The organism is Mycobacterium sp. G7A2, from assembly GCF_041902445.1.
Lineage (GTDB): Bacteria > Actinomycetota > Actinomycetes > Mycobacteriales > Mycobacteriaceae > Mycobacterium.
Window position 1 is genome coordinate 2,788,970 of the sequence record NZ_CP169251.1, and the last position, 19,955, is coordinate 2,808,924.

At 70.2% G+C, this 19,955-nt stretch carries 17 protein-coding genes and 1 pseudogene; 12 read left to right on the forward strand and 6 right to left on the reverse strand.

The features are described from left to right. The first annotated feature begins 55 nt into the window (after nucleotides 1–55). Nucleotides 56–844 carry a DUF4333 domain-containing protein gene (locus ACEWX3_RS13425; protein WP_374159663.1) on the forward strand — a complete coding sequence of 263 codons (789 nt, stop codon included), beginning with the start codon at nucleotides 56–58 and terminating at the stop codon, nucleotides 842–844. A gap of 4 nt (nucleotides 845–848) precedes the next feature. Here ACEWX3_RS13425 and ACEWX3_RS13430 read toward each other — a convergent pair whose 3' ends face one another. Next, nucleotides 849–1,814 carry a 5'-3' exonuclease H3TH domain-containing protein gene (locus tag ACEWX3_RS13430; protein ID WP_374159664.1) on the reverse strand — a complete coding sequence of 322 codons (966 nt, stop codon included), beginning with the start codon at nucleotides 1,812–1,814 and terminating at the stop codon, nucleotides 849–851. A gap of 40 nt (nucleotides 1,815–1,854) precedes the next feature. Between ACEWX3_RS13430 and ACEWX3_RS13435 the strand changes: the two genes are divergently transcribed. Continuing rightward, nucleotides 1,855–3,051 carry a M24 family metallopeptidase gene (locus tag ACEWX3_RS13435; RefSeq protein ID WP_374159665.1) on the forward strand — a complete coding sequence of 399 codons (1,197 nt, stop codon included), beginning with the start codon at nucleotides 1,855–1,857 and terminating at the stop codon, nucleotides 3,049–3,051. A gap of 7 nt (nucleotides 3,052–3,058) precedes the next feature. Here ACEWX3_RS13435 and ACEWX3_RS13440 read toward each other — a convergent pair whose 3' ends face one another. Then, nucleotides 3,059–3,472 (reverse strand): F420-dependent biliverdin reductase, encoded by a 414-nt coding sequence (locus tag ACEWX3_RS13440; protein ID WP_163676118.1) that lies wholly within the window; start codon nucleotides 3,470–3,472, stop codon nucleotides 3,059–3,061. Nucleotides 3,473–3,506: 34 nt separating this feature from the next. Between ACEWX3_RS13440 and ACEWX3_RS13445 the strand changes: the two genes are divergently transcribed. Both ACEWX3_RS13445 and cbiE read left to right on the forward strand, forming a co-directional pair. Beyond that, a complete protein-coding gene (locus tag ACEWX3_RS13445; protein WP_374159666.1) occupies nucleotides 3,507–4,274 on the forward strand; it encodes an SDR family NAD(P)-dependent oxidoreductase in 768 nt (255 codons plus the stop codon). Continuing rightward, a complete protein-coding gene (gene cbiE / locus ACEWX3_RS13450) occupies nucleotides 4,271–5,458 on the forward strand; it encodes a precorrin-6y C5,15-methyltransferase (decarboxylating) subunit CbiE (RefSeq protein WP_207064737.1) in 1,188 nt (395 codons plus the stop codon). Before ACEWX3_RS13445 ends, cbiE begins: the two co-directional genes overlap by 4 nt. Here the strand turns inward: cbiE and ACEWX3_RS13455 are convergent. From ACEWX3_RS13455 to cobG, 4 genes are all read right to left on the reverse strand, one after another. After that, entirely contained in the window at nucleotides 5,439–6,503 is a 1,065-nt protein-coding gene (locus tag ACEWX3_RS13455; RefSeq protein ID WP_374159667.1) for a phosphotransferase family protein, read from the reverse strand. The two genes, cbiE and ACEWX3_RS13455, sit on opposite strands and share 20 nt — an antisense overlap. Continuing rightward, the gene (locus ACEWX3_RS13460) at nucleotides 6,500–7,150 is read right to left on the reverse strand and encodes a TetR/AcrR family transcriptional regulator (protein ID WP_207064690.1); all 651 of its coding nucleotides are present in this window, start codon (nucleotides 7,148–7,150) and stop codon (nucleotides 6,500–6,502) included. The genes ACEWX3_RS13455 and ACEWX3_RS13460 overlap by 4 nt, the downstream gene beginning before the upstream one ends. A gap of 103 nt (nucleotides 7,151–7,253) precedes the next feature. Then, nucleotides 7,254–7,880, reverse strand: a complete 627-nt coding sequence (locus ACEWX3_RS13465; protein WP_207064689.1) for a precorrin-8X methylmutase — start codon at nucleotides 7,878–7,880, stop codon at nucleotides 7,254–7,256. A gap of 9 nt (nucleotides 7,881–7,889) precedes the next feature. Beyond that, a complete protein-coding gene (gene cobG / locus ACEWX3_RS13470; RefSeq protein WP_374159668.1) occupies nucleotides 7,890–9,014 on the reverse strand; it encodes a precorrin-3B synthase in 1,125 nt (374 codons plus the stop codon). Between the two features lie 321 nt (nucleotides 9,015–9,335). Here cobG and cobN point away from each other — a divergent pair, with 321 nt between their 5' ends. From cobN to ACEWX3_RS13510, 8 genes and pseudogenes are all read left to right on the forward strand, one after another. Beyond that, nucleotides 9,336–12,989, forward strand: coding sequence for a cobaltochelatase subunit CobN (gene cobN / locus ACEWX3_RS13475; RefSeq protein WP_374159853.1), 3,654 nt, complete (start codon nucleotides 9,336–9,338; stop codon nucleotides 12,987–12,989). 109 nt (nucleotides 12,990–13,098) lie between these two features. Next, a pseudogene (locus tag ACEWX3_RS13480) lies at nucleotides 13,099–14,384 on the forward strand (DUF222 domain-containing protein). A gap of 105 nt (nucleotides 14,385–14,489) precedes the next feature. Next, the gene (locus ACEWX3_RS13485) at nucleotides 14,490–14,867 is read left to right on the forward strand and encodes a PPOX class F420-dependent oxidoreductase (protein WP_374159669.1); all 378 of its coding nucleotides are present in this window, start codon (nucleotides 14,490–14,492) and stop codon (nucleotides 14,865–14,867) included. Further along, complete coding sequence (locus tag ACEWX3_RS13490; RefSeq protein WP_374159670.1) at nucleotides 14,867–15,280, forward strand: PPOX class F420-dependent oxidoreductase; 414 nt, start codon at nucleotides 14,867–14,869, stop codon at nucleotides 15,278–15,280. The genes ACEWX3_RS13485 and ACEWX3_RS13490 overlap by 1 nt, the downstream gene beginning before the upstream one ends. A 42-nt stretch (nucleotides 15,281–15,322) precedes the next feature. After that, on the forward strand, nucleotides 15,323–15,853 hold the full coding sequence (locus ACEWX3_RS13495; protein ID WP_374159671.1) for an FxsA family protein: 531 nt from the start codon (nucleotides 15,323–15,325) through the stop codon (nucleotides 15,851–15,853). Nucleotides 15,854–15,887: 34 nt separating this feature from the next. Then, nucleotides 15,888–17,456, forward strand: a complete 1,569-nt coding sequence (locus ACEWX3_RS13500; protein ID WP_374159672.1) for an amidohydrolase — start codon at nucleotides 15,888–15,890, stop codon at nucleotides 17,454–17,456. Next, nucleotides 17,449–19,143, forward strand: a complete 1,695-nt coding sequence (gene lnt / locus ACEWX3_RS13505; protein ID WP_207069115.1) for an apolipoprotein N-acyltransferase — start codon at nucleotides 17,449–17,451, stop codon at nucleotides 19,141–19,143. Before ACEWX3_RS13500 ends, lnt begins: the two co-directional genes overlap by 8 nt. Beyond that, entirely contained in the window at nucleotides 19,140–19,955 is an 816-nt protein-coding gene (locus ACEWX3_RS13510; protein WP_207069116.1) for a polyprenol monophosphomannose synthase, read from the forward strand. The genes lnt and ACEWX3_RS13510 overlap by 4 nt, the downstream gene beginning before the upstream one ends.

The following is a 19,955-nucleotide window of genomic DNA, read 5'->3' on the forward strand; positions in this document are numbered from 1 at the left end:
TGGGGTGCCGGCAAGCCGTACCGACAGCACATCGCCGGGAGGACCGAGGAGAGACATGAGCGGACCGCAGGGATCTGACCCCACTCAGCCGTGGCAGGGCCAGCAGCCCGAGCAGGGCGCTGACCAGCCGACCGGCGAGGCCGCGAACCAGGGCTGGCAGCCGCCGAGCGGTTCGGAGCAGGCCCCCGGTTCCGACCAGTGGCAGCCGCCGGCCTATACGCCGCAGCAGTACCCGCAGTACCAGCAGCCCCCGGCCTATCCGCCGCAGCAGTACCCCGGCGCCGAGCAGTACGGGCAGCAGCAGCCCGACTACTCGGGCGGTTACCCGCCGCCGGGCCAGTACGGGCAGCCCGGTGCGTACGGCCAGCAGTACGGACAGCCACCGGGATACGGGCAGCAGCCGGGCCAGTACGGCCAGCAACCCGGTCAGTTCGGTCAGCAGCCCGGCCAATACGGGCAGTATCCCGGCGGCGGCTATCCCGCACCCGGATCGGAGGACGGCTCCAAGCGGTCGCTGGCGGTGATCGGCGGTGTGGTCGGCGTTTTCGTCGCGATCGTGGTGGCGGTGGTGCTGGTGCTCGGCTTCTGGACCCCGGGCTTCTTCGTCACCACCAAGCTGGACATCGACTCCGCGGAGACCGGCGTGCAGCAGATCCTGACCGACGAGACCAACGGCTACGGTGCCCAGAACGTCAGTAACGTCAGCTGCAACAACGGCGTGAACCCGACCGTCCGCCAGGGCGACACGTTCACCTGCGAAGTCAGCATCGACGGCACCAAACGTCAGGTCACGGTCACGTTCACCGACAACGACGGCACCTACGAAGTCGGTCGGCCCCGGTAGCGGGTCACCCCGGTAGCGCGTCCAGCGCGCTCTGCAGCCGTCCGATCGACGACGACACGCCGAAGCGTTCGGCGAGTTCGGCGACGTCGGTGGGTCGGCGAGCGGCCAGGGGCAATGCGTCGGAGTCGGTGGAGAACGTCACTTTCGCGTCGGTCGCGACCCGCACCACGGGAGTGGCGTTCTCGATGTAGTCGACCGAGCTCAGCAGCTTGGAGCGGTGCGCCTTCGACAGCGACGATTTCGGATCGGCCGCCGCGGCCATGATCGCGTCGAGTGAACCATGCTGCGCCAGCAGGGTCGCGGCGGTCTTCTCGCCGATGCCCGCCACGCCCGGCAGCCCGTCGGACGGATCGCCGCGCAGCAGTGCCAGCTCGGCGTAGGCGGGCCCGGCGCGGTCGACCGGCACCCCGTAGGTTTCGGCGACCTCCCGGGGACCGTAGGTGATCGCCTTGGCCAGGCCGCGTCCCAGGTAGAGCACCCGTACCGGCACCGGCTCGTCGCGCACCAGCTGCAACAGGTCGCGGTCGCCGCTGACGACCACCACGGGGTCGCGCCGCTCCCGTTCGGCCAGGGTGCCCAGCACGTCGTCGGCCTCGCAGTGCGCGGCGCCGGCGGTGGCGATGCCGAATGCGTCCAGAATCTCGAAGATCATGTCGACCTGCGGGGTCAGCTCGTCGGGCACTTCCTCGGCATCGGGTTCCTCGCCGGTGCTCTCCTGTGCCACGCGGTGCGCCTTGTAGGACGGGATCTTCTCCACTCGCCACTGCGGCCGCCAGTCGTCGTCACGGCACACGACCAACCGGTGCGGGCGTTCGCGGGTGATCAGCGTCGCGACGGCGTCGAGGAAGCCGCGCAGCGCGTTGACGGGCCTGCCGTCGGGAGCGGTGATCGAGGACGGCACACCGAAGTACGAGCGGAACCACATGCTGGCACCGTCGAGCAGCAGCAGAGGACCGGTGGTCGAAGTCATGGTGTCATCCTGCCGCAGGGGGAAACGTAACCTGGAAGGCATGACGACGAGCCGCTTCAGCAGCGACGTGTACGCACAACGGCTGGCCGCCGCGGCCCGCGCGACCGCCGAGGCAGGCTTGGCCGGCCTGGTCATCACCCCCGGTTACGACCTGCGCTATCTGGTCGGCTCACGGGCCCAGACGTTCGAGCGGCTCACTGCCCTCGTCGTGCCGGCGGCCGGCGATCCGACGATGATCGTTCCCCGGTTGGAGCTTGCCGCGATGAAGGAGTCGGCGGTCGGTGAGCTGGGAATCGCGCTGCGCGACTGGGTCGACGGCGACGACCCCTATGCGTTGGTGGCGGCGGCGCTGGGTGGAAACACTGGGAAGTCTGCGCCGCTCGCGGTCGCTGGGAAGTCTGCGCCGCTCGCGGTCGCTGGGGAGTCTGCGCCGCTCGCGGTCGCGGTCACCGACTCGATGCCCGCGCTGCATCTGCTGCCGATGGCCGACACGCTCGGCGTGGTCCCCGTGCTGGCCACCGATGTGCTGCGCACGCTGCGGATGATCAAGGACGCCGCCGAGGTCGAGGCGCTGCGCAAGGCCGGTGAGGCGATCGACCGTGTCCATGCCCGGGTGCCGCAGTTCCTGGTGCCTGGGCGCACCGAAGCCGACGTCGCCGCGGACATTGCTGAAGCCATTGTCGCCGAAGGGCATTCAGAGGTCGCCTTCATCATCGTCGGATCCGGGCCACACGGCGCCGACCCGCACCACGAGTGCTCGGACCGCGAATTGCGCTCCGGTGACATCGTGGTCGTCGACATCGGCGGTCCCTACGAGCCGGGCTACAACTCCGACTCGACCCGCACCTACAGCATCGGCGAACCGGGCCCCGACATCGCCCGCCGCTACGCGGTGCTGCAGCGGGCGCAGCGCGCCGCGGTCGAGGCGGTGCGGCCCGGTGTGACCGCCGAGCAGATCGACGCCGCCGCGCGCGATGTCCTGGCCGCCGAGGGGCTCGCGGAGGCGTTCGTCCACCGCACCGGGCACGGCATCGGCCTGTCGGTCCACGAGGAGCCCTACATCGTGGCCGGCAACCGACTGGAACTACAGGAGGGCATGGCGTTCTCGGTGGAGCCGGGAATCTACTTTCCGGGCGAGTGGGGCGCACGCATCGAGGACATCGTCATCGTCACCGCCGACGGAGCAGAGTCGGTGAACAACCGGCCGCACGAACTGGTGGTCGTGCCGGCTTCCTGAGCGCGGCTCAGTCCTCGCCGCGGTCGAGCAGGCTCGACGAACCCAGCACCCGCTCGACCCGCACCTCGATCACCACCCGCTTGGGGTTGGGTCGCGGCGTGCGGTAGCGCTGCGCGTAGCGCAACTCGGCATCGCGGACGGCGTCGATGTCGGGGTTCACCGTCGCCTTGCCCTCCAGGGAAAGCCAGCGCGCGCCGTCGACCTGGCTGAGGACGGCCACCCCGCGCTGGTCTGCGTTGACAGCCTTCTGCGAGCCGCCGGTGGTGATGACACGCGCGATGTGGGTTTTGGGATCGAAGGTGAAGCCGACTGCGACCACGTGCGGCGACTGGTCCGACCGCAAGGTGGTCAGCATCGCCAGATGCCGCTCGGTGAGGAATGCGAGCGCGTCGTTGGTGAGCCGTGTCGTTGCCTTCGCCATCGGGTCCACGCTAGCGCAGGTGATAATCGCTGCCATGACAGACACGGCGGACGAGTCGAGCGCCCGACGCGAGGTGGTCGTGATTTTCGGTGGACGCAGCGAGATCGGCATCGAGGTCGCCCGGCGGCTCGCGTCCGGTGCGACCGTGGTGCTGGCCGCGCGCCGCCCCGAGGATCTCGCGGCCGAGCGTGGCATCGTCGAGCAGGCCGGCGCCGCGGCGGTGCATCTGGTGGCCTTCGACGCCGACGACCTCAGCGCCCATCCCGGTGTGGTCGACAGCATCGTCGCCGAGCACGGGCCGATCACCACCGCGGTTGTCGCATTCGGCATCCTCGGTGATCAAGCCCTCGCCGAGAAGGACGCGGCCCATGCCGCAGCGATCGCCCACACCGACTACGTGGCGCAGGTCAGCCTGCTGACCGTGCTGGCCGATGCCATGCGTGCTGCACGCGCCGGGCAGATCGTGGCGTTCTCGTCGATCGCGGGAGTGCGGGTACGCCGAGCCAACTACGTCTACGGTTCGGCCAAAGCGGGCCTGGACGGTTTCTGCAGCGGCCTGTCGGACGCGCTGCACGGCAGCGGGGTCCGGCTTCTGCTCGTGCGGCCCGGCTTCGTCGTGGGCCGGATGACGCAGGGGATGGCGCCGGCGCCGTTGTCGAGCACCCCGGCGCAGGTGGCCGAGGCCACGGTGTCGGCACTGCAGAAACGACGCTCGACGGTGTGGGTGCCCCACTCGCTGGCGGTGTTGGCGCTGGGTTTCCGGATGATGCCGAGGTCGATGTGGCGCAGGTTGAGACGATGATCGTCGTCGTCGGGATCGGCGCCGACGGCATGGCCGGGCTGGCGCCGGCCGCGCGCGCCGAGTTGGCCCGCGCCACCGTTGTGCACGGGTCGCCCCGCCAACTCGAGTTGCTCGACGACACCGTCTCGGCGCCGCGACGTCCGTGGCCGTCGCCGATGCTGCCCGCGCTGCGCACTCTGCTCGACGACGCCGACGGTGACGTCCACGTGGTTGCCAGCGGCGATCCGCTGATGCACGGGGTCGGAGGATCGCTGATCCGCCTGTACGGTCCGGACCGGGTCATGGTGCTGCCGCATGTTTCGTCGGTCACGCTCGCCTGTTCGCGGGTCGGCTGGCCGGTGCAGGACACCGAGATCATCAGTCTGGTGACCGCGCCAACCCATACCGCGGTGCGCCGCGGCGGGCGGGCCGTCGTGTTGTCGCGCGACGCGTCGACACCGGCCGAGTTGGCACGGCTGCTCGCCGACACCGGGCGGGGCGATTCCGAGTTGACCGTTCTCGAACAGCTCGGCGGACCAAAGGAACTGCGTCGCTCGTCCACCGCGCGCGAGTGGGCGGCCCGGCCGCCCGGTGGCGTCGACGACCTCAACGTGATGGCGGTGCGCTACCTGCCCGACGCGCGCCGGTTCGCGGCTCTGCCCGACGACGCGTTCGCCCACGACGGCCAGATCACCAAGCAGATGATGCGGGCCACGACCCTCGCTGCGCTGGCACCCCGGCCCGGTGAGCTGTTGTGGGACGTCGGGGCGGGGTCGGGCAGCGTGTCGGTCGAGTGGTGTCTGGCCGGACCGGGTTGCCGGGCTCTGGCATTCGAACGTGACGAGGCGCGTCGCACCCGGATCGCCCGCAACGCCACGGCATTCGGGGTTGCTGTCGAGGCGACTTCCGCCGCCCCCGAGGCCTTCGAGTCCCATCGGTCGCCGGACGCGGTCTTCGTCGGCGGCGGCGTGAGCCTGCCCGGTCTCATCGACGCCTGCTGGGATCGGTTGGGGCCGGGGGGCCGACTAGTCGCCAATGCCGTCACCGCTGAATCAGAAGCGGTTCTGGTGCAACAGTATTCGCGGCTGGGCGGCGAACTGCGCCGCTACCAGCACTACCGCGGGGAACCGGTGGGGTCGTTCACCGGGTGGCGGCCGGCCATGCCGGTGACGCAGTGGGCGGCGGTCAAGCCCGATACGACCTGACGAGTTCGATCGCGTCGAGTTCGCGGATCGCCCGGCAGCCCCGGTGCAGCATCGTCAGGATCATCTCGTCGCCGCGTTCGGTCGACGCCGCGAACGCATAGCCCAGCGTGGTCAACAGCGGCGCCTGCAGCACGCCGAGACGATAGTCCTGCCAACAGGTCTGCAGATCGTAGTCGGGCACCCCGTAGCCGACCAGTGCGCGGTGATAACGCTCGACGAGGTCTCGTTCCAGTCCGGCGCGGTCGTCTGGTGGCAGGCTGGTGGCGGCGAAGTAGGCCAGATCGCGGGCGGGCAGGCCCAATCCGATGGTCTGCCAGTCCACGACGGTGACGCGGGTGCGTTGTGGGTCGAACAGCAGGTTGTCCAAGCGGTAGTCGCCGTGCATCAGCGAGAAGCGCTCCGGTTCTGCCATCAGCCACGGGGTCACCAGTCCCATCGCGGTGGTCAACGTGAGGCGGTCGTCGTCGCTGACCCTGCCGCCCAGTTTGTCCAGGGTGATGTCGGCGGCCATCACCGCCACATCACCGAGGCCCTTGGCCGCCTCGGCATCGCCCGGTTTGGGCATCACGATCGACGGCAGATCGAACCAGCGCCGATCACCCCAACTCGGTCCGTGCAGTCCGGCCAGCGCCTCCACGGCGAGCGCGGCCTCATCGGTCGTACACCCGGCGATCTGGTCTCCTTGCACCGCCGGGGCCATGTCGGCCATCAGCAGCACGAAATCTGCTCCGTCGGAGGAGATCTCGCTGTGGAAGCAGCCGGGCACCGGAACGGCCACCTGGGTGGTGACGGTCGAGTAGAACTCGACCTCGGAGAGATAGCCCAGTGCCACGCGTTCACGTACGGCGTCGTCCTGGGCGGGCAGCTTGACCGCGAACGTGGCCGGCGCGTCGCCGGGGTCGCCGGCATAGGTCGCCGCGACGCGGTAGGTCGCGCCCGTCTGTCCGGTGCCGATGGCGGTCACCTCCACGCTCGTCACGGAGGTGCCCAGCACCCCGCCCAGCCAGTCGGCCGTGAGGTCTTCGGGTTTGCGGGGGATCGTCATGATGGCGCCTTTCGCTGTCCGATGACGTGGCCGTAGAGGGTGCCCAGCCAGAGCGCTTCCGCACCGTCGACGAGCTGGTCCCGGGTCAGCCGCCCGCCGATGGTGTAGCGCTCGAGCAGGCGGTCGTTGAATTCCAGCAGCAGCACGGCCAGCACATCGGTCGGCGGACCGTCCGCAGCGCGCCCCTCGGCCCGCTCGGCGGCGATCATCGCGGACAGTTCGGGGATGAACGAGTCACGGGCGTCGTCCCAGACGCGGCGGATCGCCGGGTTGGTCGCGCGGGCCTCGAGCATCGCCTCGAGCAGGTAACGATGTTGGTCGACGGTGTCGAGCAGCGCGTCGAGCATGGCTCGGATCCGCTCTCTGGGCGGGCGGGTGGTGGCGGTCAGGATGCTGCTGGCCAGGAACCCGTCGTCGTACATGGGTTCCAGCAGCGCGGCGACAGCGGCCGCCTTGTTCTCGAAGTAGAAGTAGAACGCCGAGCGGGTCACCCCTGCGCGCCGCGTGACGTCGGCGATGTTGATGCCGTCGAATCCCTCTTCACGCAGGTGATGGTCGAGTGACTCCAGGATGGCGTTGCGGCGCAGGTCGCTCTTCTGCGGCTGGCGGCGGTCGGTCGCCGACCGGACCGGTAGTCCTCGCTGCACGCAGCGCCTTCCGTTCGAGAGCCCGTGACGCGCGACAGTAACGCGGATTTCTGACGAGTGTCAACGATGGACGACGTCTGTCAGTGCGGTTGGCGGCGCGGGGTCATTCGACGTCGGTGGCGATCGCGTTGACCGCCGCGGCCGCCATCGCGCTGCCGCCGCGCCGGCCCGTGACCATCAGGTACGACAGTCCGCGGGGGTTGTCGATCAGTTCCTGCTTGGACTGCGCAGAGCCGACGAACCCGACCGGGCCACCCAACACGGCCGCCGGGACCGGCGCGCCGTCGTCGAGGAGTTCGAGCAGGCGGAACAGTGCGGTCGGCGCATTGCCGATGGCCACCACGGCGTCACCCATCCGGTCGGCCCACAGGTCGACGGCGGCCGCCGACCGGGTGGTGCCCAACTGGGCGGCCATCTCGGGTGCGCGCGAATCGGCCACCAGCGACACCACCTCGTTGTCGGCGGGCAGCCGCGAGCGGGTGATCCCGGCCGCCACCATCGACGAATCGCACAGGATCGGCGCGCCGGCGGCAAGGGCCGCATGGGTGCGGGTCACCACGTCCGGGGTGAACACGACATGGTCGGCGACGTCGACCTGTCCGCAGGTGTGGATCAGCCGCACGACCACCCGCGAGACATCGTCCGGGAAGCGGGCCAGATCGGCTTCGGCCCTGATTGTCGCGAACGACTGCCGGTAGATCTCGGCCGCGTCACGGATGTAGTCGAGCACCCGCTCACCCTACGGGTGGGCATCCCGCACCCGGTAGCCGTCTCCGGTCGCGACGAGCACCTGACCTTCAGCGGGGCTACCGCAGGCACGGTCACATCCGACGAAGTGCCGGTGCGTCTCGGCCGCGGGGGATGCCGCCAGTGCGGCGGCGGCGTCGGCGCGCACGTCGGCGGCCGAGTGCGCGCACCCGGGGCTGCCTGTGCATGCCGAGACCGCCAGCCACGGCGAGTTCTCGTCGAACACCAGGCCGAGCGGGGCGAGCACGCGAAGGGCGACGTCGGCGGTGTCCTCGTCGAGGTCGAACAACAACACCGAACGCCAGGGTGTGACGACCATCGGCGCGGTGACCGCAGCGAGGTAGCGGGCCACCTCGGCGTCGAGCACGCCGAGCGGAACCGCCGCGCCCAGGGTTGTCCGGCCATCGGCCTGGGGGAGCCAGCCCACCGGCGGCCGGGTGGTCACCGGCCACGTGGCACCGGCGGCGCTCGACGGCGCACACCCGTCGAGCAGGACCTCCGGATCGGCGAGTTCGGCGACCCGCCAACATTTTCCGCGCACATCGAGGAAGCGGTGGGCGACGGCGAGCAGGGTGTCGACCGCGTCGTCGGTGTCGATGCGCACACCGGTGTCGCGACCGGCGAGAAGAAGCGCCGCGCGCCGCTCGTCGACGAGGTGCACGCCCGCATCGGCGCTCAGCCCGGAGACGTCACCGCGGCCGTCGTCGATGCTGAACAGGAAACGGCCGGGCAGGTCGACGATCCGGTCGTCACGCAGCACCGCGGCGTCCAACGCCGCCGTCACCGCGCGGACGTCGGCGACACCGCCGAGGCGGCCCGACAGTGGCGACGCGACGATGTTGCGCACCCGCTCGTGCCGCGCTGACGGCAACAGCCCTGCCGCGCGCAGCCTGTCGGCGACGGCTGCGGCGTCGCTGACGGCGCGGATCTGGATGTTGCCCCGCGAGGTCAGTTCCAGGCCAGGTGCTCCGAACTCCTTCGCCGCGAGCGCGACGGCCTCCAGCTGGGCGGCGTCGATCAACCCTCCGGGCAGCCGAATCCGGACGAGCTGCCCGTCGGCGGCCGAGTGGGTCTGGAGAGCGCCGGGACAGGCGTCGTTCTCGCGTTGCCGCACCATCTGACCACGGTACCCAGCGCGGATCAGTGATCTCGGTCACATCGGGGCTGCGCTGCTCCGTCCAGCACAAAGGCGTCAATCGCGCCGATCCCAGCGGTACGGTCCGCTTACTGAACCCGTGTTGAACAACGGGAACGACGAAGGGAACGGCGATGTTCGCACTCCTCATGTTCGCGGCGGTCATCCTTCTGCTCGCGGCGCTGATCGGAAACCCGTATCAGCAGACCTGGTACAGCCGCTGGAATCCGCGCCGCTGAGCCTGCCGCGCGGACGTCTGCGCGGCCGCCGCCGGCGCGTGTGCGGTACGAATGGGGGGTGACCGTGCCTTCTGCCGCCGCGCCGACCCCTACCGTCTTGCTGCTGTCGACGTCCGACACGGATCTCATCACCGCCCGCGCGAGCGCCGCCGGATACCGCTGGGCCAACCCGTCCCGTCTCGTCGAGGGCGAGCTGGCGGAGTTGCTGGAGTCCGCCGACGTCGTCGTGGTCCGGATCCTCGGGGGCTACCGGGCATGGGAAGACGGCATCGACGCGGTGGCGGCCAGCGGCGTGCCCGCCGTCGTGGTCAGCGGGGAGCAGGCGCCCGACGCTGAGCTGATGAAGCACTCGACGGTGCCGGCCGGAGTGGCGCTGCAAGCCCACGTCTACCTCGCCCAAGGCGGTGTGGCGAACCTGAAGAACCTGTACGCCTTCCTCTCCGACACCCTGCTGATGACCGGATTCGGCTTCGCCGAACCGCAGAGCACCCCGCGCTGGGGTTTGCTGGAGCGCACCGGCGCCCGGCGCGACGGCCCCACCGTCGCAGTGTTGTACTACCGGGCCCAGCACCTGGCCGGAAACACCGGCTACATCGAAGCGTTGTGCGAGGCGATCGAGAACGCCGGCGGTAATCCGTTGCCGGTGTTCTGCGCGTCCCTGCGCACCGCCGACGAGGACCTGATCGAACTGTTGGGTTCTGCCGACGCGATGATCACCACCGTGCTGGCCGCCGGCGGCGCCACCCCGGCGGCGGTGGGCGCCGGTGGCACCGACGACGCGTGGAACGTGGCACACCTCGCCGCGCTGGACATGCCGATCCTGCAGGGGTTGTGCCTGACCAGCTCGCGCGCCCAGTGGGACGACAATGACGACGGGCTCTCGCCCCTCGACGTCGCCACCCAGGTCGCGGTCCCCGAGTTCGACGGGCGCCTCATCACGGTTCCGTTCTCGTTCAAGGAGATCGACGACGAGGGACTCATTTCCTACGTCGCCGACCCCGAACGCTGCGCCCGGGTCGCCGGCCTGGCGGTGCGGCACGCCCGGCTCCGCTCGGTGCCCACGTCCGAGAAACGCGTCGGCGTCGTGTTCTCGGCGTACCCCACCAAGCACTCCCGCATCGGAAACGCGGTCGGGCTGGACACCCCGGCCAGCGCGATCGCGCTGCTGCGGGCCATGCGCGAGCACGGCTATGACGTCGGGGACGAGTCCGGCCTCGAAGCAGGCGACTCCGGTACGACTGTCACCTCCGGCGACCTGAGCACGATTCTCGCCTCCGGCGATGGTGACGCGCTGATGCACGCCCTGATCGAGCGCGGCGGGCAGGACCCTGAATGGCTCACCGAAGGTCAGCTGGCCGGAAATCCGATCCGCGTGTCGGCGCGGGATTACCGGGCCTGGTTCGCCACGCTGCCCAGCGCCATCGCCGACGCCGTCGTCGAACACTGGGGGCCGCCGCCCGGTGACCTGTACGTGGACCGTAGCGCCGACCCGGACGGTGAGATCGTCATCGCCGCGATGCGGTCGGGCAACGTCGTGCTGATGGTGCAGCCGCCGCGCGGATTCGGCGAGAACCCGGTCGCCATCTACCACGACCCCGATCTGCCGCCCAGCCACCACTACCTGGCCGCCTACCGCTGGCTCGCCGGCGAGTTCGACGGCTCGTTCGGTGCGGACGCGCTGGTGCATCTGGGTAAACACGGCAACCTGGAATGGCTGCCGGGAAAGACGCTGGGAATGTCAGCGGCCTGCGGAACCGACGCAGCGCTCGGTGACCTGCCGCTGATCTACCCGTTCCTGGTCAACGACCCCGGCGAGGGCACCCAGGCCAAGCGGCGTGCCCACGCCACGCTGATCGATCACCTCATCCCGCCGATGGCGCGTGCCGAGACCTACGGCGACATCGCCCGGCTGGAGCAGTTGCTCGACGAGCACGCCAACATCTCGGCGCTCGATCCGGGCAAGCTGCCCGCGATCCGACAGCAGATCTGGACGTTGATGCGGGCCGCCAAGATGGACCACGATCTGGGTCTCGAGGACCGCCCCGACGAGGATTCCTTCGACGACATGCTCCTGCACGTCGACGGGTGGCTGTGCGAGATCAAGGATGTCCAGATCCGCGACGGCTTGCACATTCTCGGGTCGGCGCCCGCTGGGGAGAGCGAGCTGGACCTGGTGCTGGCGATTCTGCGCGCCCGCCAGCTCTTCGGCGGTGAACAGACGGTACCGGGTTTGCGGCAGGCGCTGGGTCTGCGTGAGGACGGCCACGACGACCGCGCCGCTGTCGATACCGCCGAACACCAGGCGCGCGAACTCGTTGCGGCACTCCAGAACAACGGTTGGGACGCCGGCATCGTCGATGCACTGACCGACAACGCCGACGTGGCCGCGATCCTGCAATTCGCAGCCGGCGAGGTCGTGCCCCGGCTGGCGGGCACTGCCGATGAGATCGACCAGGTCCTGCGGGCTCTGGACGGTCGGTTCATCCCCGCCGGGCCGTCCGGTTCCCCGCTGCGCGGCCTGGTCAACGTGCTGCCGACCGGGCGCAACTTCTACTCGGTGGATCCCAAAGCGGTGCCGTCCCGACTGGCCTGGGAAACCGGGCAGGCGATGGCGGATTCGCTGTTGCAGCGTTACCGCGACGACCACGGCCGCTGGCCGCAGTCGGTCGGGTTGTCGGTCTGGGGCACCTCGGCGATGCGCACTGCCGGTGACGACATCGCCGAAGTCTTTGCGCTGCTGGGTGTCCGGCCGATCTGGGACGATGCGTCGCGCCGTGTGGTCGACCTCGAACCGATGACGCCGGCCGAGCTCGGCCGGCCACGCATCGACGTCACCGTCCGGATCTCGGGCTTTTTCCGGGATGCCTTCCCGCACGTCGTCGCGATGCTCGATGACGCGGTGCGTCTCGTCGCCGACCTCGACGAGCCGGCCGAAGACAACTTCGTGCGCGCTCACGCGCAGGCGGATCTGTCCGAGCACGGCGACCAACGGCGAGCCACGACAAGGATTTTCGGTTCCAAGCCGGGGACGTACGGGGCGGGACTGCTGCAACTGATCGACAGCAGGAACTGGCGTGACGATGCCGACCTGGCCGAGGTGTACACGGCCTGGGGCGGATTCGCCTATGGCCGCGGACTCGACGGGTGCGCCGCCACCGACGACATGAACCGCGCCTACCGGCGCATCGCGGTGGCGGCGAAGAACACCGACACCCGCGAGCACGACATCGCCGATTCCGACGACTACTTCCAGTACCACGGCGGCATGGTCGCCACCGTGCGGGCGTTGACCGGTAAGGCCCCGGCGGCGTACATCGGCGACAACACCCGGCCTGAGTCGGTACGCACCCGCACCCTTTCGGAGGAGACCACCCGGGTGTTCCGGGCGCGGGTGGTCAATCCGCGCTGGATGACCGCGATGCGCCGGCACGGTTACAAGGGCGCCTTCGAGATGGCGGCCACCGTCGACTATCTGTTCGGCTACGACGCCACTGCCGGCGTGATGGCCGACTGGATGTACGAACAGCTGTCGGCGAGCTACGTCCTCGACGAGGAGAACCGCAAGTTCCTCTCCGAGTCCAACCCGTGGGCGCTGCATGGCATGGCCGAGAGGTTGCTCGAAGCCGCCGGTCGCGGGATGTGGGCGGCGCCGGAACAAGCCACGCTGGACGGCCTGCGCCAGGTCATGCTCGAGACCGAGGGCGATCTGGAGGGCTGAGCCACCGGTTTTGTCGGCGGGGTCATCGCCGGCGTCGAACGGACGAGCCCATCCTCGCCCGGAACCCGCTCAACGATTCTTGTCGGCGGCGGGGTGTAGCGTCGGTCTCGTGTTCGAAAGTGTGTTCGATGTCGATGCGGTCGCGTCGGAGGCTGAGCTGCGCGCGATCGTGGAGCGCTGCGAGCACCTGAAATCCGCGGCGGCCGCCGCGCAGGCCCGCGCGACCGCGTTGTGGGCGGCCAAACGCGAGGCGGCCGAGAAGGCGGCCGGGATCCCGGCCGCGCGGCGGGGGCAGGGCCTGGCCAGCGAGGTCGCCCTGGCGCGCCGCGATGCCCCGGTATGCGGGGCCCGTCACCTCGGGTTCGCGCGGGCCCTGGCCCACGAGATGCCCCACACCCTGGCCGCGCTGCAGGCCGGGGCGCTCTCGGAGTGGCGGGCCACCCTGATCGTGCGCGAGTCGGCCTGTTTGAGTGTCGAGCACCGCGCTGAGTTGGACGCCGAGTTGTGCGCCGACCTGACCCGGCTGACCGGTGGGGAAATCAGCGTGTGGCCGCCGAAGCCGCGACGATCGCCGCCCGGTTGGATGCCGCCGCGGTCGTGGGGCGGGCCCGCAAGGCTCCGGCGGATCGGGCGGTGTGGACCCGCCCGGCCCCTGATGCGATGGTCTATGTCACCGCGCTGCTGCCGGTGGCCCAGGGCGTCGGGGTGTATGCCGCGTTGAAACGCCAGGCCGACGTGAGTTGTGATGGGCGTTCGCGCGGGCAGGTGATGGCCGACACCCTCTACGAACGCATCACCGGCGACTCCGCGGCCGCGCCGGTGTCGGTGGCGCTGAACCTGGTCATGGCCGATACCACCCTGTTCGGCGCCGACACCAGCCCCGCCTGGGTGCAGGGCTACGGGCCGATACCCGCGGCGGTGGCCCGTCATCTGCTCGCCGACGCCGCGACCGCCGCCCAAACCGACGCGCAAGCCACCCTGCGCCGCCTGTATCGCCACCCCACCTCCGGACAGCTGGTCGCGATGGAATCACGGGCCCGGTTCTTCCCACCCGGGCTGGCCCGGTTCATCGACCTGCGCGACCGCACCTGCCGCACCCCGTACTGCGACGCCCCGATCCGCCACCACGATCACGCCACCCCCGACCGCGCGGGAGGGCCGACCAGCGCCCTCAACGGTCTGGGCACCTGTGAAACCTGCAACTACGCCAAAAACGCCCCCGGCTGGACCGTCACCACCACCGATGACGACGGCACCCACACCGCCACCTACACCACCCCCACCGGCGCGACCTACTACTCCCTGGCCCCACCCGCCCCCGGAACACCCATCACCCGCCGCAGCATCATCGAAGACGGCCTGAGCATCGACCTCATCACCTTCAACGCCGCGTGAGGTGCCAGTCGAGCAGCGCCGGATCGTCGACCCCCTGACGCTCGACCCCGCCAACTTCGACGCCGCATGGGTTCGCGGTGAGACCGGCGCAGCTAGATTGTCGGCATGGCCCCGACCTTCTCCGACATCGCCGGATCCGAGTACATCCTGCTGACGACCTTCACCAAAGACGGCCGTCCGAAGCCGACACCGATCTGGGCGGCGCCCGACGGGGACGGCCTCATCGCCATCACCCAGGGCAAGTCCTGGAAGGTCAAGCGGATCCGCAACACCCCTCGCGTCACCATCGCCGAATGTGACCGCCGCGGGAAGCCACTCGGCGAAGCCGTCGAGGCGGTCGCGCAGGTCGACCCGGCCCGTGCCGGCGACGCCTACGACGCGATCGGCGAGCGCTACGGCGTGCTCGGCAAGACGTTCAACTTCTTCTCCAAGCTGCGCGGCGGCATGAAGAACAACGTCGCCATCGAGATCAAGGCGGCGTGATGGCCGGACAGCCCGTGGCGTCCCCGACGTTCGCCGACGTCTACCGCGAGAAGTACCTGCTGCTGACGACGTTCACCAAGGACGGCCGGCCCAAGCCGACGCCCGTGTGGGGGGTACCCGACGGGGAGAAGCTGTTGATCATCACCGACGACGGCTCGTGGAAGACCAAGAGGATCAACAACACCCCCCGCGTGCTGATCCAGAAATGCGGTGTCCTCGGCAAGGTCAAGGGTGAACCGGTGGAGGCCGTCGCGCGGATGCTGCCGAAGTCCGAGACGCGACGGGTGTTCAACATGGTCATCAGGCGGTACTGGAACCACGCCTGGTATTTCATTCCGCAGGCGCTGTTGCGCGGTGGAATCGACAAGGTGCACGCCGCCATCGAGGTGCAGGCGGTCACAGCCGATTCTTAGCCGCCGCTGGAACCCGGGCGCGCGGCCGCGCGTTGACACACTATGGCGATGAGGCTGTTCCTGCTCTACGCGGTCGTTGAGTTGGCCGTGCTGGTCGCGCTCGTCTCGACGATCGGTTTCGGCTGGACGGTGCTCGCCCTCGCCGGGGCGTTCGTCCTGGGATTGGCGCTGGCCGGGTCTCAGCTGCGCCGCCACCTGCGCAGACTGCGGTCGGGTTTGACCGCCGCCAACGCTGCCGGGACGGTGACCGACAGCGCGCTCGTCGCGCTGGGTACCGTGCTCGTCGTGATTCCCGGTCTGGCCAGCTCCGCGCTCGGAGCCCTGCTGCTGCTGCCCCCGACTCGCGCTGCCGCACGTCCCGTGGTGACCGCGCTGGCCGCCAAGCGGGCGCCGCTGATCGTCGGAATCAGCACCGTCGGCGGCGTTGCCGCCGGTCGCGCACCGCGGCGCACGGACTACATCGACGGTGAGGTCCTCGACGTCAGCGACGACGTCACCTACGGCGCCGGTGACGTCGATGCCACAGTCGACGAGTACCGCCCCGGCACCGAACAGCGCCGGCTCACCGACTGACTGTCGCGCCACCGCGCCACACTGCCTTCACCCCATGACAACAACACTGCTGCTCAACGGGCGCGTGCACAGCCCCGCCATGCCCGACGCCACGGCGATGGCGGTCCGTGACGGTCTGGTCGCCTGGCTCGGCAGCGACGACGTCGGAAAGGCGCAATTTCCGGACGCGACCGTCGTCGACCTCGATGGGTCGTTCGTCGCCCCGGCCTTCGTCGACAGCCACGTCCACGTCACCGCCACCGGTCTCACCCGCACCGGTCTGGACCTGCGGCACGCCACCTCGCTGCGGCACTGCCTCGACCTGCTCACCGACTTCGCCCGCACCCAAACCGACGGCGCGATCTGGGCGCACGGCTGGGACGAGACCCGCTGGCCCGACCGTGCCGCACCGACCACCGCTGACGTGGACGCCGTGGTGGGCGACCGGCTCGCCTACCTGTCCCGCATCGACGTCCACTCCGCGGTCGCCTCGAGCGCGCTCCGGCGTACCGCCGGGGTCGCCGACGGGGAGCCGCTGACCGCCGACGCTCACCACCGGGTCCGCGCCGCGGCCCGAGCGGGGCTGACCCCCGCCCAGCGCGCCGCGGCGCGGCGTGCCGCGCTGGACGCGGCGGCCGCGGCGGGAATCGTCGCGGTCCACGAATGCGCCGGTCCGGACATCGCTGGTCTCGACGACTGGCACGAGCTCCGCGCGTTCGAACACGGCGTCGAGGTCGTCGGCTACTGGGGCGAGGCCGTGGACACCGCCGAGGCGGCCAGGTCGCTGATCGACAGGACCGGCGCGCGCGGGCTGGCCGGTGACCTGTTCGTCGACGGCGCCATCGGGTCGCGCACCGCCTGGTTGCACGAGCCCTACGCCGACTCGGACTGCACGACCGGCAACCGGTACCTCGACACCGAGGCCATCACGGCTCACCTGGGGGCCTGCACCGATGTGGGCGTGACCGCAGGATTCCATGTCATCGGCGATGCAGCGGTCACCGCGGTGGTGGACGCGTTCGACGCCGTGGTCGCGAAGCGCGGGGCGGTGGCGGTGGCTCGGTGTGGTCACCGGCTCGAGCACGTCGAGATGGTCACCGAGGAGCAGGCTGCCAAGCTCGGAAGCTGGGGAGTGATCGCGAGCATGCAACCGGGCTTCGATGCGCTGTGGGGCGGTGAGTCCGGCATGTATGCCCAGCGTCTCGGCGTCGAGCGAGCTCGACCGATGAATCATTTCGCGCTGTTAGCATCCCAAGGCGTGCCACTCGCGTTCGGCTCCGACAGCCCGGTGACCGAGATGAACCCGTGGGCCGCGGTCCGCGCAGCGACCCGGCATCACACCGCCGGCAGCGCGATCTCCGCGCGGGCGGCGTTCTCGGCCGCCACACGCGGCGCGTGGCGTGCCGGAGGGGTGCGCGACGGCACCACCGGGACGCTGGTCCCCGGCGCCCCGGCGTCCTACGCGATCTGGGAGGCCGACGAGTTCGACGTGGCCGCGCCCGCCGACGCGGTCCAGCGCTGGTCCACCGATCCGCGCTCGCGGGTGCCCGTCCTGCCCAGACTGGACGACCGTCTGCCGCGCTGTCGGCAGACGGTCCACCGCGGGGTGGTCATCCATGGCTGAGCCGGTGGCTGCGGAGGCAGCAGAAGCCGACGCCGACGGCCGGCGCTCCCGGTTCGCGCGTTTCGGTGCGGCCGTCGTGGACCGGATGCCCGCCCTGACCGTCACGATGGCGGCCGGGATCGCCCTGTACACAGCCTTCCCGCCGCTGGGCTGGTGGTACGCCGCGATCGCGGCGTTTGCCCTGCTGTCATGGGTGCTGACCAGACCTGGCACCACCGTGGCCGGCGGTTTCGGCTATGGGCTGCTCTTCGGATTGACCTTCTACCTGCCGTTGCTGCCCTGGATCAGCGGGCTGGTGGGGGCCGTGCCGTGGCTGGCCCTCAGCTTCGCCGAAGCGCTGTTCCCTGCGGCGTTCGGGGCGGTGGCGGTGGCTGTGCGCCGGCTGCCCGGATGGCCCGTGTGGTTCGCCGGGCTGTGGTCGGCGCAGGAGTGGCTGAAGTCGACCGTGCCGTTCGGTGGGTTTCCGTGGGGTGTCGTCGGCTACTCGCAGACCGAGAGTCCGCTGCTGTCCTTGGCCTACGTGGGCGGTGCGCCGTTGGTCTCCTTCGCGGTCGCGCTGCTGGGCTTCGGCGTGGCTGCCCTGACGCTGGAGATCATCGACTGGTGGCGGCGCGACGCCGTGTCCCGAGCCGCCGCCGCGCCGGCGGTCCTGATCCCGGGAATCTGCATTGCGCTGGTTTTCCTGTCGGCGGCACTGGCGTGGCCGACCGTAAGAAAGGCCGGCGCGGGGGCCGGCGACAACGCGCCGGTCACGGTCGCGGCGGTGCAGGGCAATGTGCCGCGGCTGGGGCTCGACTTCAACGCCCAACGCCGCGCGGTGCTCGACAACCACGTCGCCGAGACGTTGCGACTGGCCGAACAGGTGCGGGCCGGGCAGGTCCCGCAGCCGATGTTCGTCATCTGGCCGGAGAACTCCTCCGACATCGATCCGCTGGCCAACGCCGACGCTGCGCAGCTGATCTCCCGGGCGGCCGACGCCATCGACGCGCCGATCCTGGTCGGCGGCGTGGTCGCCGCCGACGGCTACAGCCCGACCAACCCGGTGTCGAACAACACGGTCCTCGTCTGGAACCCCGAGACCGGACCGGCGGACCGGCACGACAAGCAGATCGTGCAACCGTTCGGCGAATACCTGCCCTGGCGCAGCTTCTTCAGCAAGCTCTCGCCGTATGCCGACCGGGCCGGCTATTTCGTGCCCGGGCATGGCGACGGAGTCGTGCAGGCCGCCGGGGTGCCTGTCGGAGTGACCACCTGCTGGGAGGTCATCTTCGACCGCGCGCCCCGCGAGGCGGTGCGCAGCGGTGCCCAGGTGCTGGCGGTCCCGACCAACAACGCGACGTTCGACCAGGCGATGAGCGAACAGCAGCTGGCCTTCGGCCGGCTGCGCGCCGTCGAGCACGACCGCTACGTCGTCGTGGCCGGAACCACCGGCATCAGCGCGGTCATCGCTCCGGACGGCCGTGAGCTCGCCCGCACCGAGTTCTTCGAGCCCGCCACCCTGGTCCAGCAGATCCGTCTCAACACCGCGCTGACGCCGGCCACCCGGTACGGCCCCTACGTCGAGGCGGTGCTGGTCGCCCTCGGCGTTTCGGGAGTTCTGGGGGCGATACTGCACAATGGTTCATCCTCGCCGGCACGTTTGCGGCGGCGGCGAGTGACGACCGACAACGACAAAGGAGCCTCATGAGTGTCCCCGGTGGCATGCCCGGTGACAGAGCCACGCAGCCGGGGGGCAGCACAGGAGGGCCGGTCGAGAAGCCCAGTGCGCGGACTCTGGTGATCGTTCCGACCTACAACGAGCGGCTGAATCTTCCGCTGATCGTCGAGCGGCTGCATGCCGCGCAGCCCGATGTGCACCTGTTGATCGTCGATGACGGCAGCCCGGACGGGACCGGCGCGCTGGCCGACGAACTCGCGATGGCCGACCCGGACCGCGTCCACGTCATGCACCGAACCGCCAAGGAGGGCCTCGGCGCGGCCTATCTGGCGGGTTTCGCGTGGGGGCTGGCTCGGCAGTACACCGTGCTGGTGGAGATGGATGCCGACGGCAGTCACCCGCCCGAGCAGCTGCACCGCCTGCTGGACGCCGTCGATGACGGCGCCGACGTGGTGATCGGGTCGCGCTATGTTCCCGGCGGCGAAGTGGTGAACTGGCCCCGCCGGCGGCTGGTGCTGTCCCGGACCGCCAACGGATACTCACGCATCCTGCTCGGGGTGGACATCCACGACATCACCGCCGGATACCGCGCCTACCGCCGCGAAGTGCTGGAGAAGATCGACCTCGCTGCCATCGACACCAAGGGTTACGGCTTCCAGGTCGATCTGACGTGGCGCAGCATCAACGCCGGGTTCACCGTCACCGAGGTTCCGATCACGTTCACCGAACGCGAGCACGGCGTGTCCAAGATGGACGGGTCGACGATCCGCGAGGCGATCGTCAAGGTCGCCGAGTGGGGCCTGCGCGCCCGGATCGACCGGGCGCGCGGCACCGCACGATGA